Here is a 14,349-nt window from a genome sequence, read left to right as displayed (position 1 = left end):
GGGCTGACGTAGTCTTCGGACCGGGCTCTGTCCCTGGCCATGGGGCGTCATCCCCCGTTGAGCGATCAGCTTTCGTAGTCGATCACGTGGCGAAGCTGTGCTTGGCCGCGCCGCCTGGGGCCTTGCCCGATCCACCGGACCCACCTCGCCGGCCTGCGCCGCCGCGCTTGGGCTGCGGCTCTTCCACCTGCCAGGGGCGCCCCGATGCGATGGGGATATCGGCCTTCATCGCTTTCTGGATGGCGCGCAGCTCGCCCATCTCGTCGGGCGCACAGAAGGCGATGGCCATCCCGTCGGCCCCCGCCCGCGCCGTGCGGCCGATACGGTGAACGTAGTTCTCTGGCACGTTGGGCAGGTCGAAGTTGTAGATGTGCTTGACCTCGGGAATATCGAGCCCCCGCGCCGCAACATCGGTGGCCACAAGCACCTTGACCTCGCCGGCCTTGAAGGCCTTGAGCGCGCGGTCACGCTGGCCTTGGCTCTTGTTGCCGTGGATCGAGGCCGCGGCGAAACCCGCTTTCTCAAGTTTGCGGTAAAGTTTCTCGGACCCGTGCTTGGTGCGGCCGAAGACGATGGCGCGCTCCTCGCGGTGGCCGTCCAGAAGCTCGACCATAAGATCGGGCTTCTCGGCCTTGGCGATGAAATGCACGGTCTGGGCGATCTTGTCAGCGGCCTTGCCCGGCGCGCTGACCTGCACCCGGATCGGGTTGGACAGGTAGGTATCGGCCAATTCGGACATCTGCTTTGGCATGGTGGCCGAGAACAGCATGGTCTGACGATCGTCGGGCAGCAGCGGCGCGATCTTTCGCAGCGCGTGGATGAAGCCCATGTCGAGCATCTGGTCGGCCTCGTCCAGCACCAGGTATTCCGTCTCGTCCAGGCGCACCGCGCCGCGGTCCAGCAGGTCGATCAGGCGCCCCGGCGTGGCGACGAGCAGGGCACAGCCCTTTTCCATCCGCCGCATCTGCCCGGTGATCCCGGCCCCGCCCACGACCAGGACGGTCTTGAGGTGGGTGCCCTCGGTGTAGGCGGTCAGGTTGTCGGCGATCTGTTTGGCGAGTTCGCGCGTCGGTGCGAGGATAAGGCCCTTGGCCGTCTTCGGCGCGGCCTTGCCCTGCGACTTCAGCAGCGCGTCGATCATCGGCAGGCCGAAGGCCGCGGTCTTGCCGGTGCCGGTCTGGGCCAGGCCCATGACATCGCGGCCGTTCATGGCGTGCGGGATGGCCTGGGCCTGGATCGGCGTCGGTTCGGAAATGCCCTGTTCGGCCAGGGCCTTGGTGAGGCGGGGCGCAAGGCCCAGCATATCGAAATCCATGTAGTGTCCTTCTGCGCGGCCCGTCATGGACCGCACGGCAGACCGACCGCATTGACGCGGGCCGGCCATAGGGTTGCACCGACGCCCTCGCGTACAGGCGTCATTGCCCGCACGCCGGTCCGGCGCGGCACCCCTGCGTGATGGTGGGAACCTGTCTCAAACGATGCCGTGGTCGCGCCTTGCCTCGGTCGATGAGGCCCCCGGGCGATTATCATCACCGGCGGGGTGGCGCCCTGCTCACGCGGCAGCAGCATCCGTTACAGTGGGACATGCGACTTTCGGCGGCACAAGTCAAGCGTCGCGCGTGGCGCCTGCTTTTCCTTGCACCCGCGCCCCCCTATCGTTACGCGAACGCTCCGGGTGGGGACCCGGGCCAGAGGAAGGGACAATGCCTTGGCACACATCATCGTCGTCGGGAACGAAAAGGGCGGGGCGGGCAAGTCGACCGTCTCCATGCACGTGGCTACGGCACTGGCGCGCCAGGGACGGCCGGTCGGCGTGCTGGACCTTGACCTGCGCCAGAAGACCCTGGCCCGCTACATCGAGAACCGCCACGCCTTCATGGCGGCCGAGGGTCTCGACCTGCCCATGCCCAGCTGGAACGACCTGCCCGAGATCGACCCCGACACCCTGGATGAGGGCGAGAACATCTTCGACCATCGCCTGTCCAAGGCCGTAGCCGGGCTGGAGGCCGACAACGACTTCATCCTGATTGACTGCCCGGGCAGCCACACCCGCCTTAGCCAGGTGGCGCATTCGCTGGCCGATACGCTGATCACACCGCTCAACGACAGCTTCATCGATTTCGACCTGCTCGCGCAGATCGACGCGGACGGCGAGACGATCAAGGGGCCCTCGGTCTATTCCGCGATGGTCTGGAACGCGCGGCAACTGCGCGCACAGGCCGGGTTCGACGCGATCGACTGGGTCGTCGTGCGCAACCGCCTTGGTGCACAGAACATGGTAAACAAGCAGAAGATGGAAAAGGCCGTCGGCAAGCTGAGCAAGCGGATCGGCTTCCGCCCCGCGCCCGGCTTCGGCGAACGTGTCATCTTCCGCGAGCTTTTCCCGCGCGGGCTGACCCTGCTGGACCTGCGCGATATCGGGGTCAAGAGCCTGAGCATCTCGAACCTGGCCGCGCGCCAGGAATTGCGCGACCTAATGAAGGCGCTTCAGCTTCCGGGCGTTTCGGTGGACTTCTGACCCTACCCGGAAGCATGGCCAGCAAGGGTCGGTATTGTCGCTTTCGGCGCGTGGCGTGTCGCGCAGGAAAATGCAGCGCGAGGGAATCAGGGAACCTAGCCGCGAGCGGGGTTGAAATCCCTCGGCGACTTGGCTAACTAATTCGCCATGGCTAAGGACCATGACATGCCGCCGTATCCGGTTTTCTGACAACAGGGCTCATATGACCCTTCGTTGTATCGAGAATACGGAACTTCCCGATGCAGGACCAAATGGTTTGCACCCTTTCGCGATGCGAAAGGTTGGAAGAGGCGCGAAAAACCGAAAGGACTGACTGATGAAGAAACTACCGCTTATTCTGGCCGCCGGCGCATTCGCCGCCCCGATGGCCGCCCAAGCGCAATCGGGCGAGTGTGGTGAAGTGTCAATCACCGAGATGAACTGGGCCTCGGCGCAGGTCGTGACCAGCGTCGCTTCGTTCGTGATGGAGCAGGGCTATGGCTGTGACGTCAGCGTCGTTCCCTCGGACACCATCCCGGCGGTCACCTCGGTCGCCGAGAACGGTGAGCCCGACATCGTGACCGAGCTTTGGCTGAACTCGACCGGCGACACCTACACCGAGCTGAAAGATGACGGCAAGGTCGTTGAAGCCGGGCCCGTGCTTGATCCCGGCGGTGTCGAGGGCTGGTGGATCCCCACATATCTGGCCGAAGAGCACCCCGAACTGACCACCATCGAGGGCATCCTCGAGAATCCGGAACTGGCCGGCGGGCGCTTCTACAACTGCCCCGAAGGCTGGGGCTGCCGCGTGGTCAGCGACAACCTGTCCGAAGCGCTGGACCTTGAAGGCAACGACATCGAGATCTTCGACGCGGGCTCGGGCCAGGTGCTGGCTACCTCGATGGCCGACGCCGTCCTCAACGAGGATCCGTGGTTCGGCTACTACTGGGGTCCGACGGTTCCGCTTGGCAAGTACGACATGACCAAGGTGGACCTGGGCGAAGTCGACGACGAGATCCACGCTCGCAACCAGAACTCGGATGCGGACAATCCCGGCGTGTCGGACTTCCCGGCCGCGCCGATCGTGACGGCGACCACCAGCACCTTTCAGGAAAACAACCCGGACGTGTTCGAATTCCTGCAGAACATGACCTTCAAGACCTCGGACATGAGCAGTGTGCTGGCCTGGAAGGACGAGAACAACGCCTCGGCTGACGAGGCGGCGGTTTACTACCTGACCAACTTCCAGGACGAGTGGACTGGCTGGCTGAGCGACGAAGCGCGCAGCAAGCTGACCGCGCTTCTGGACCAGTAACGCGCTTGAATGACTTGACGGGGCCGGCTTAACATCGGCCCCGTCTTTTTATGCGCTGGGGGGCGGATGCTGCCGGGGCACAAATGGGGATCAAGATATGGCAACTTATGATTTCGTTTTCCGGGCCCTGGGGCTCGAGGAGTGGTGCGGGGCCGGCGGTGACGGCGCCGCGCCAATGTCGATGGAGGCGCTTGTCGCGCAGAGCTCGGGCGAAGAGCCCTCGACCTCGATCTGGGAGCTTCCCTTCCCGTCGATGGACGCGCTCAATGAATCCTGCGCGGCCTTTCCGCAGGCGCGCAACGTGACACTGGGGCTCGAGAACGGATTTCTCGCCGTGAAGGACTCGGTCAGCTTGGTGCTTGACCCGCTCACCCAGCCGCTGTCGTGGCTGCTGGAGGGGGCGCTCTACGGCATCCTCAACACGCCCTGGTGGATTGTCATTCCGCTGCTTCTTGCCATCGTCTGGTTCGTGTCCAAGTCCTGGCGCCTGCTGACCTTCGTGGCGCTCAGCCTCGGCGGTCTGGCCTTTGTCGATTACTACAGCTACGCCATGCAGACGCTGGCGATCATCATGGTCTGCGCCTTCCTCTGCGTCCTGATCGGGGTACCCATCGGCATCGCCATGTCCCGATCCGACCGCCTGCGGGCGGGGACGATCCCGATACTGGACATGCTCCAGACGCTGCCACCCTTCGTCTACCTGATCCCGCTGATCTTCCTGTTTTCGGTGACCGAGCCGAAACTCTACGGAATTGCGATCATCCTCTACGCCATCGTGCCGGTGATCCGCCTGACCGACCTCGGCATCCGCATGGTCGATGAATCGGTGATCGAGGCCGCCGAGGCCTTCGGCATGACGGATCGGCAAAAGCTCTACGGTGTGCAGATTCCGCTGGCCCTGCCCAACATCATGGCGGGTGTGAACCAGACCATCATGATGAGCCTGGCCATGGTCGTCATCGCCTCGCTGGTCTCGGCACCGGGTCTCGGCGTGCTTGTGCTGCGCGGCATCAACAACCTCGAACTGGGCGTCGGCCTTGTCTCGGGTCTGGGCATCGTGCTTCTGGCGGTCATGCTGGACCGCACGACGAAAGCCGCTCTGGACCGCATCAACTCTGCGCAGAAAGGCTGACCCATGAGTGCATCCGAGAAGAAAACAAAGATCGCGATCCGCGACCTCTACAAGATCTTCGGGGCCGACCCTGCCAGCGTGCTGGACCGGGTCAGGGCCGGCATGGGCAAGGAAGAACTGCTGGAAGAACACCGGCATGTCCTTGGCCTCAACAATATCAACGTCGACGTCAAGGAAGGCGACATCACGGTGATGATGGGGCTGTCGGGGTCGGGCAAGTCGACCCTGATCCGCCACCTGAACCGCCTGATCGAACCAACCGCGGGCGAGGTTGAACTGGACGGCGTCGACGTCGTCGGCGTGGACGAGAAAGAGCTGCGCCGCCTGCGCCGCGAAGAGATGTCCATGGTGTTCCAGCACTTCGCACTTCTGCCGCACCGGACCGTGCTCGAGAACGCCGGCATGGCGTTGGACGTGCGCGGCGTGCCCCGGTCCGAGTACGAGAGCGAGGCCAACAAGTGGCTGGAGCGCGTCGGCCTCCAGGGGGTGGGCGACCAGTACCCACACCAGCTGTCGGGCGGCATGCAGCAGCGTGTGGGCATCGCCCGGGCGCTGACCTCGAACTCGCCGGTGATGCTCATGGACGAGGCCTTCTCGGCCCTCGACCCATTGATCCGGACCGACATGCAGGATCTGCTGCTGGAACTTCAGGCTGAACTGAAAAAGACGGTGGTCTTCATCAGCCACGACCTGGACGAGGCCCTCAAGCTGGCCGACCACCTGGTGATCCTCAAGGACGGCTACGTTGTCCAGCAGGGCGAGCCTCAGGATATCCTGATGAAGCCCAACGATCCCTACATCGTGGACTTCATTTCCGACATCAACCGCGCCCGCGTTTTGCGTGTGCGTTCGGTGATGGAGAAGACGGACCACAGGCCCGACACCGTCGCGGGCGAGGTCGACTGGGACGACACCCTGGAATCGGTGATCGCCCGATCTGAAGGTCAGACCGACCTGACCTACTGCGTCACCCGCGGCGGCGAGCAAGTCGGCGTGCTCAAGATGACAGACCTCGTCAAGGCCCTCGTGCCCACCGCCGCCGCCGAGGATGGCATGCGTTCCAGCGCGACCTGACCGCGCCCGAAAACACGACTCTGGAAAACGGCCCGGCGCCCACAAGGTGCCGGGCCGTTCTGCGTTCTGCGGCCGGTCTTCCGGCCCCGCACCGCCGCAGGATTCGCCGGTGTCGTATTCGCAACGACGCGGGGGCGCACCCGATGTCGCAGACGCCGTTTTCCGCAGCCGCAAAGACCACTGAAACCAAGTCTTTTCCCAGCCAAATCAGCACCTTGTACAAAATGTCGCAAAATCCTGTTGAATAGTCGCTTTTTGTCCATTATGCTGTCGCAGCATGTTGGGCCGCACCCTGACGCACTGCGCCAGAGCCAGACCGACGACCAGAGCTGGCGGTGCCCCGCGCAGAGGCTGGACCCGACAACAGTGCCTTGCCCGGCGCGACAACGCGCCCGGAGCCAACATCGAAATGGGCGAAGAAATCAGTGCAGTCCTCAGGGACTCGCGCAAGGACCTTGCGCGCCCGGCGAGCATCCGCATCGCCGGTGGCAGGACAGTCTGGAACGGAGACAAAAATGAGCGACACGATGGCCGAGAACGCCGAGCTGACCATGACCGACCAGGTCTACAGCGACGATCCGCTGGCCGATCGCGAGACCGATCATTACCGCAAGGAATACGTCAGCACCTTCGTCGACAAATGGGACGAGTTGATCGACTGGGAAGGCCGCGCCGAGAGCGAGGGCCAGTTCTTCATCGACATCCTGCGGGCCCGCGGCAAGGAACGGGTGCTTGACGTTGCCTGCGGCACCGGCTTCCACTCGGTCCGGCTGACCGAGGCGGGCTTCGACGTGACAGCCTCGGACGGGGCCGCCTCGATGGTGGCCAAGGCCTTCGAGAACGGCCAGGCCCGCGGGTTGATCCTCAAGACCGCACAGGCCGACTGGCGCTGGCTCAACCGCGACATCAACGGCAAGTACGACGCGATCGTCTGCCTGGGCAATTCCTTCACCCACCTGCACAAGGAATCCGAACGCCGCCGCGCCCTGGCCGAGTTCTATGCCGCGCTCAAGCATGACGGGCTGCTGATCCTGGACCAGCGCAACTATGACGCCATGCTCGACCAGGGCTATTCGACCAAGCACAAGTTTTACTACTGCGGCGACAAGGTCACCGCCGAGCCGGACCACGTCGACGAAGGGCTGTGCCGGATGCGCTATTCGTTTCCCGACGGCGCGTCCTACACGCTGAACATGTGCCCGATCCGCAAGACCTACATGCGGCGTCTGCTCTCCGAGGCAGGCTTCGAGCGGGTGCGCACCTACGGCGACTTCCAGGAAACCTATGCCGAGGACGACCCGGATTTCTTCATCCACGTGGCCGAGAAATCGGCGCTGCACCTTGTGCGCTGGGGCACCTCCGAGGATGGCAAGGAAGACATCCGCGACATCACCGAGGACTACTATGACAGCGACGACGCCGACACATTCTATTCCACGATCTGGGGCGGCGAGGACCTGCACATCGGCCGCTATGCCGAAACGCCGGACATCCGCACCGCCTCGGATCGGACCATCGAGTCGATGATCGACCGGTTGCCAGCCCTCGACGCCTCGGCACGGGTGCTGGACATGGGCGCGGGCTATGGCGGCGCGATGCGGACCCTGGTGCGCAAGACCGATTGCGACGCAGTCTGCCTGAACATCTCGGAGACGCAGAACGAGTACAACCTGGGCAAGATCCGCGCCGCCAAGCTGACCGGCAAGATCTCGGTCAACCACGGCGTCTTCGAGGATGTGCCCGAGGCCGATGCCAGCTGCGACGTGGTCTGGAGCCAGGACAGCTTCCTGCATTCCGACCAGCGGGACAAGGTTCTTGCCGAGGCCTGGCGCGTGCTCAAGCCGGGCGGGCACCTGATCTTCACCGACCCGATGCAGGCCGACGACGCCGACCCGAGCATTCTGCAACCGGTCTATGACCGCCTGCAACTCAACAGCCTGGGATCACCCCGTTTCTACCGCGAGGCGGCCGAGGCGCTGGGCTTCGAGACCGTTGAACAGGAAGAGGCAACCAGTGATCTGCGCACGCACTATGCCAGGGTGCGCGAGGAACTGCTGGCCAACTACGCGAAACTGCGCGAGGCCGGGGCCTCGGCCGAGTATCTCGACAAGATGGCTGTCGGCCTGGAGAACTGGGTCAAGGCCGCGGACGCGGGCCACCTCGCCTGGGGCATCCAGCACTTCCGCAAGCCGGAGTGACAAGCCTTTGCCGGGGCGCGACCGCGCCCCGGCCCTGCCCCACTTGTTCCGCCCTTCCAGACCATGGAGAACCACGCATGACCGGGCTCTACCCCGATCCCCCCGCCTCTGTGTCCTTCGAACTGTTCCCGCCCAAGACCGATGCGGGCGAAGCGGCCCTTGCGCAGACCGTCGATCAACTCGCCGGTTCCAATCCCGACTATTTCTCGGTCACCTATGGCGCCGGTGGCAGCACCCGCGACCGCACCGCCCGCGTTGTGGACATGATCGGCGCGCGCACCGGGCGTCCGGTGGCCCATCACCTGACCTGCGTGGGCGCCAGCCGGGACGAAATCGACGACCTGGCCCGGGGCCTGCACGGCAAGGGCATAACCCGCATCGTGGCACTGCGCGGCGACCTGCCCGAGGGGCAGAGCCTTGCCGCGGACGGCTATGGCGACGCGGCCGAACTGGTGGCCGGGCTGCGGCGGGTGGCCGATTTCGACATCTCGGTCGCCGCATATCCCGAGGTTCACCCCGAAGCCGCGAGTGCCCAGGCCGATCTGGACCATCTCAAACGCAAGCTGGATGCGGGCGCGGCCCGGGCGATCACGCAATACGCCTTTGATACGGATGTCGTCCTGCGCTTCGTGGACCGGGCCCGCGCCGCCGGCATCACGGCGCCGATTGTACCGGGGGTCATGCCGGTGACGAATTTCGCCGGGATCAAGCGGTTCTCGGCCATGTGCGGCGCCTCTGTGCCCGACTGGCTGGCGCGGATGTTCGACGGGCTGGACGACGCGCCCGAGACCCGCGCCATGGTCGCCACCACTGTCGCCACGGAACAATGCCGCCTTTTGCTGGACGCGGGCCTGTCCGAGTTCCATTTCTATACACTCAATCGGCCCGAAGTCAGCCTCGCGGTGTGCCGCGCGCTTGGGCTGACACCAGATATCACGGCCGAGAGCGCCGCCTGAGGAGAGACGAGATGACCGAGACCGACATCACGGCCCATGCCGCAGACCGCATCCTGGTGCTGGACGGGGCCATGGGCACCATGATCCAGCAGCACAAACCGGGCGAGGACGTTTACCGCGGCACCCGCTTTGCCGACTGGAAAAGCGATGTGGGCGGCAACAGCGAATTGCTCAGCCTGACGCAGCCCGAGATGATCCGCGACATTCACACCGCCTTTCTGGAGGCGGGCGCGGATATCCTGTGCACCAATACCTTTGGCGCCAATGCGATCAGCCAGGCCGATTACGGCATGCAGAGCCTTGTCGCCGAGATGAACGCGGAAAGCGTGCGCCTGGCACGCGAAGCCGCAGATGCCGTTTCGACACCCGACCGGCCCCGCTGGGTCGCCGGCGGGATCGGGCCGACCAACCAGACCGCCAGCCTCAGCCCCGATGTGAACGACCCGGGCTATCGTGCCGTCACCTTCGACGACCTGGCCCGCGCCTATGGCGAGGCCGCACGCGCCCTGATCGAGGCCGGGGTCGACCTGCTGCTGGTCGAGACGATCTTCGACACGCTCAACGCCAAGGCTGCGCTTTTCGCCATCGACAGCCTGGCCGACGAAGGCCTGACCGTGCCTCCGCTGATGATCTCGGGCACCATCACCGACCGTTCGGGCCGAACGCTCACGGGCCAGACGCCCGAGGCCTTCTGGGTCTCGATGAGCCATGCACAGCCCTTCTCGGTGGGCCTCAACTGTGCGCTGGGGGCCGACGAGATGCGCCAGCACGTGCGCACCCTGTCCGAAGTGGCCGACACCCGCATAAGCGCCTATCCCAACGCCGGCCTGCCCAACGAGATGGGCGGTTACGACGAAACCCCCGACGAGACCGCCGGGCATCTGGGCGACTGGGCCGAGGCAGGACTGGTCAATATCGTCGGCGGCTGCTGCGGCACCACGCCCGACCATATCCGCGCCATCGCGGACGCGGTGGCCGGCAAGCCGCCGCGCGCGATCCCGCCGACAGTGCGACGTATGCGCCTGTCGGGACTGGAGATGTTCGAGGCCCCGGGGACCAACACGGAGGATGCGGCATGACCAGCGTTTCCAATTTCATCAATATCGGCGAGCGCACGAACGTCACCGGATCAGCCAAGTTCAAGAAGCTGATCATGGAGGGCGACTATCCCACCGCGCTCGACGTGGCACGTGACCAGGTCGAGAACGGCGCCCAGATCATCGACGTGAACATGGACGAGGGGCTGCTCGACTCCGAACAGGCCATGGTGACCTTCCTCAACCTGATTGCCTCGGAGCCCGACATTTCCCGCGTGCCGGTGATGCTCGACAGTTCCAAGTTCGAGGTGATCGAGGCCGGGCTGAAACGTGTTCAAGGCCGCGCCGTGGTCAATTCGATCTCGCTCAAGGAGGGCGAGGCGGCGTTCCTTGAACAGGCGCGCACGGTGCGCCGCTACGGTGCCGCTGTCGTCGTGATGGCCTTCGACGAGAACGGCCAAGCCGAGACCGCGCAGCACAAGTACGAAATCTGCCGCCGCTCCTATGATCTGTTGGTGGACAAGGCGGGGTTCCAGCCCTGGGACATCATCTTTGACCCGAACATATTTGCCGTGGCGACGGGCATCGAGGAACACAACGACTATGCCAACGCCTTTTTCGACGCGATCAAGCTGATCAAGGCGGACATGCCCGACACCCATATCTCGGGCGGGCTGTCCAATGTCTCGTTCAGTTTCCGCGGCAACAATGCCGTGCGCGAGGCGATGCACTCGGCCTTCCTTTATCACGCGATCCCGCTGGGCATGGACATGGCCATCGTCAACGCGGGCCAGATCACCGTCTACGACGACATCCCTGACGAATTGCGCGACGCGGTCGAGGACGTGCTGTTCAACCGCCGCGATGACGCGACCGAGCGGTTGCTGGACATCGCGGACAAATACAAGGGCAGCGGCGAGGCGTCGAAGAAGGAAGACCCCAAGTGGCGCGAACTGGCTGTTGAAAAGCGTCTGGAACACGCGCTTGTCCACGGCATCACAGACTTCGTGGTGGACGACACCGAGGAATGCCGCCAACGCGCGGACAAGCCGCTCGACGTGATCGAGGGGCCGCTGATGGACGGCATGAACGTTGTGGGCGACCTGTTCGGCGCGGGCAAGATGTTCCTGCCGCAGGTCGTGAAATCGGCCCGCGTGATGAAGACCGCCGTGGCCCATCTGCTGCCCTACATGGAAGAAGAAAAACGCCTGGCGGGCGATACCTCGGCCAAGGGCAAGGTGCTGATGGCCACGGTAAAGGGCGATGTGCACGATATCGGCAAGAACATCGTCGGCGTCGTGTTGCAGTGCAATAACTACGACGTTGTGGACATGGGCGTGATGGTGCCGACCGAGGACATTCTCGCCAAGGCGAAAGAGGAAAAGGTCGATATCATCGGGCTGTCCGGGCTTATCACCCCCTCGCTCGATCGCATGGTCGATGTCGCGGGCGAGATGAAGCGCACGGGGCTGGACCTGCCCCTGCTGATCGGCGGCGCGACCACCTCGAAGAAGCACACCGCACTCAAGATCGCGCCGGAATACGACAACGGCGTGATCCATGTCGACGATGCCTCCAAGGCCGTGGGCGTGGTCTCCAAGCTGCTGTCCAAGACGGCCGCACCGGCCTACCTGGCCGAGATCGCCGAGGGGCAGGAAAAGATGCGGGCGGGCGACGACCGCACCGGCGACCGGCCCACGGCGCCGCTGGTGCAGGCCCGGTCCAGCGCCTTCGACGGCGGCTGGGGCGACTACAGGCCCCCTGCCCCGCAAACCCCCGGCCTGAGCGTGATAGATGACACCAACGTGGCCGACCTGCGCGCCTATATCGACTGGACGCCGTTCTTTGCCACCTGGGAGATGAAGGGTCAGTATCCCGCCATCCTCGACGATCCCCACAAGGGCGCGACGGCGCGCGAGTTGTTCGAGAACGCGCAGGCAATGCTGGACCGGATCGAGACCGAGGGCTGGTTCACCCCGCGCGGGGTCGTCGGGCTCTGGCCCGCCAACAGCCAGGGCGACGATATCCTGGTTTGGACGAACGAGAACCGCGACACCCTGCGCGCGCGGATGCCGCAGTTGCGCCAGCAGCGCAACAAGACCGGCGAAACCGCGCAGATGTGTCTGGCAGATTTCATCGCCCCCGAGGGCACGCCCGATTGGGTGGGCGGCTTCACAGTTACGACGGGGGCGGAGGTGCACGACATCGCCGACCGGCTCAAGGCCGAGGGCAACGACTATGACTCGATCATGGTGCAGGCCCTGGGCGACCGGCTGGCCGAGGCCTTTGCAGAAGCGCTGCACGCCCGCGTGCGCCGCAGCCTCTGGGGCTATGCCCCGAACGAGGGGCTGGACAACGAGGCGCTCATCAGTGAGCAGTACCGCGGCATCCGCCCTGCCCCGGGCTATCCCGCCTGCCCCGATCACACCGAGAAGCACACGCTTTTCGACCTGCTCGAGGCGCCCGCGCACACCGGTGTTAACCTAACCGAGTCCTGTGCGATGTGGCCCGCGGCGGCGGTTTCGGGCCTCTACTTCTCGCATCCTGAGGCGCGCTATTTCGGAATCGGCCGGATCGGACCGGATCAGGTCTCGGACTACGCCGCGCGCAAGGGCATGGACATCGCCGAGGTCGAAACCTGGCTGGCCCCCAGCCTGGCCTATCGGCCCGACAAGTCATCGGCAGATCGCAAGATCGCCTGACCCCAGCAAGATCACTTGCCAATACCGACCCAACCCCACAGCAGTGGAGAAAGGAACGAGATGAGCGACAAGACCTGGCTGTTCACCAGTGAATCGGTGTCCGAGGGACACCCTGACAAGGTCTGCGACCGGATTTCGGACGCGGTTCTGGATGCCTATCTGGCCGCCGACCCGCAGTCGCGGGTGGCCTGCGAGACACTGGCGACCACCGATCACCTGACCATCGCGGGCGAGGTCCGCGGCCCGGCCGAGGTGCTCGAGCGGGTCGAGGAGATCGCCCGCGAGGCGATCCGCGACATCGGCTACGACCAGCCGGGGTTCTCCTGGCGCAATGCCGAGATCGTCTGCCGGCTGCACGCCCAGTCCGCCGACATCGCACAGGGCGTCGACGAGGGCGACAAGGGCGAGGAAGGCGCTGGCGACCAGGGCATCATGTTCGGCTATGCCTGCAATGAAACGGCCGAGCTCATGCCCGCGCCGATCCAGTTCGCGCACCGCATCCTGCGCCACATGGCCGAGGACCGCAAATCCAGCAAACAGCCGAATTTCGGCCCCGACGCCAAGAGCCAGGTGACGCTGAAATACGCCGGGGGCAAGCCCGTGGGCCTCGATACCGTCGTCGTCTCGACCCAGCACCTGGACGGCGTCAGCCAGGACGAGGTGCGCGAGATGGTCAAGCCCTACATCACCGATGTCTTCAAGGACGAGGGCTGGGACCTGCCCGCCGACGACAAGCTGATCGTCAACCCCACGGGCAAGTTCGTCATCGGCGGGCCCGACGGCGACGCGGGCCTGACCGGCCGCAAGATCATCGTCGATACCTACGGCGGGGCGGCCCCTCACGGCGGCGGTGCCTTCTCGGGCAAGGACCCGACCAAGGTAGATCGCTCTGCGGCCTATGTCGCGCGCTATCTGGCCAAGAACGTCGTGGCCGCGGGCCTCGCCGACAAGTGCCAGATCCAGCTGGCCTATGCCATCGGCGTGCCGGAGCCCGTCGCACTCTATGTCGACACATTGGGCACCGGCCGTGTCTCGGAAGAGGACCTGTCGCGCCGCCTGCGCGAGATGGTCCGCCTGACCCCGCGCGGCATCCGCGACCACCTGGACCTGCTGCGCCCCATCTATACCCGCAGCGCGGCCTACGGCCACTTCGGCCGTCATGCCGAGGACGACGGCGGCTTCTCCTGGGAGAGGACCGACCTGGCCGAGGAGCTGGCCCGCAGTTTCGGCGCCACCGTGGCCGCCCAGTAAACCCAACAGGATTCAAGGAACAGTAACCATGAACAAACCAGAGAACGTGACAGCCGCGGACTATGCCGTTCGCGATATTTCCGACGCCGCCTTCGGGCGTCGCGAGCTTGCGATCGCGGAGACGGAGATGCCGGGTCTGATGGCCAGCCGTGAGGAGTTCGGGGCCTCCAAGCCGCTCAAGGGCGCG

General features: G+C 64.9%; 11 protein-coding genes. 10 read left to right on the top strand and 1 reads right to left on the bottom strand.

Translation table 11 applies throughout. The annotated features are described in order from the left end of the window. Nucleotides 1-82: 82 nt before the first annotated feature. The gene (locus ACH107_RS23340) at nucleotides 83-1,315 is read right to left on the bottom strand and encodes a DEAD/DEAH box helicase (RefSeq protein WP_412507884.1); all 1,233 of its coding nucleotides are present in this window, start codon (nucleotides 1,313-1,315) and stop codon (nucleotides 83-85) included. A 393-nt stretch (nucleotides 1,316-1,708) separates the two neighbouring features. Here ACH107_RS23340 and ACH107_RS23335 point away from each other — a divergent pair, with 393 nt between their 5' ends. The 10 genes from ACH107_RS23335 to ACH107_RS23290 all read left to right on the top strand — a co-directional run. Continuing rightward, nucleotides 1,709-2,518, top strand: a complete 810-nt coding sequence (locus tag ACH107_RS23335; RefSeq protein ID WP_310690385.1) for a division plane positioning ATPase MipZ — start codon at nucleotides 1,709-1,711, stop codon at nucleotides 2,516-2,518. 316 nt (nucleotides 2,519-2,834) lie between these two features. After that, nucleotides 2,835-3,812 (top strand): ABC transporter substrate-binding protein, encoded by a 978-nt coding sequence (locus ACH107_RS23330; protein WP_412507882.1) that lies wholly within the window; start codon nucleotides 2,835-2,837, stop codon nucleotides 3,810-3,812. Nucleotides 3,813-3,909: 97 nt separating this feature from the next. Then, a complete protein-coding gene (locus ACH107_RS23325) occupies nucleotides 3,910-4,944 on the top strand; it encodes an ABC transporter permease (RefSeq protein ID WP_412507881.1) in 1,035 nt (344 codons plus the stop codon). A gap of 3 nt (nucleotides 4,945-4,947) precedes the next feature. Further along, nucleotides 4,948-6,018, top strand: coding sequence for a quaternary amine ABC transporter ATP-binding protein (locus ACH107_RS23320; protein WP_412507879.1), 1,071 nt, complete (start codon nucleotides 4,948-4,950; stop codon nucleotides 6,016-6,018). 515 nt (nucleotides 6,019-6,533) lie between these two features. After that, nucleotides 6,534-8,216 (top strand): methyltransferase domain-containing protein, encoded by a 1,683-nt coding sequence (locus ACH107_RS23315; protein WP_310690389.1) that lies wholly within the window; start codon nucleotides 6,534-6,536, stop codon nucleotides 8,214-8,216. 77 nt (nucleotides 8,217-8,293) lie between these two features. Then, complete coding sequence (gene metF, locus ACH107_RS23310; protein WP_412507877.1) at nucleotides 8,294-9,172, top strand: methylenetetrahydrofolate reductase [NAD(P)H]; 879 nt, start codon at nucleotides 8,294-8,296, stop codon at nucleotides 9,170-9,172. A gap of 11 nt (nucleotides 9,173-9,183) precedes the next feature. Continuing rightward, the gene (locus ACH107_RS23305) at nucleotides 9,184-10,251 is read left to right on the top strand and encodes a homocysteine S-methyltransferase family protein (protein WP_412507876.1); all 1,068 of its coding nucleotides are present in this window, start codon (nucleotides 9,184-9,186) and stop codon (nucleotides 10,249-10,251) included. After that, entirely contained in the window at nucleotides 10,248-12,911 is a 2,664-nt protein-coding gene (gene metH, locus ACH107_RS23300) for a methionine synthase (protein WP_412507874.1), read from the top strand. Before ACH107_RS23305 ends, metH begins: the two co-directional genes overlap by 4 nt. 60 nt (nucleotides 12,912-12,971) lie before the next feature. Continuing rightward, entirely contained in the window at nucleotides 12,972-14,162 is a 1,191-nt protein-coding gene (metK, locus tag ACH107_RS23295; RefSeq protein WP_412507873.1) for a methionine adenosyltransferase, read from the top strand. A gap of 28 nt (nucleotides 14,163-14,190) precedes the next feature. Beyond that, nucleotides 14,191-14,349 (top strand): adenosylhomocysteinase (locus ACH107_RS23290; RefSeq protein WP_412507885.1); only part of this gene is annotated, 159 nt, incomplete at its 3' end.

Source organism: Roseovarius halophilus (ex Wu et al. 2025) (genome assembly GCF_047086965.1).
The sequence above is the reverse complement of the archived record's forward strand: the minus strand, read 5'-3'. Positions and strand labels throughout refer to the sequence as shown.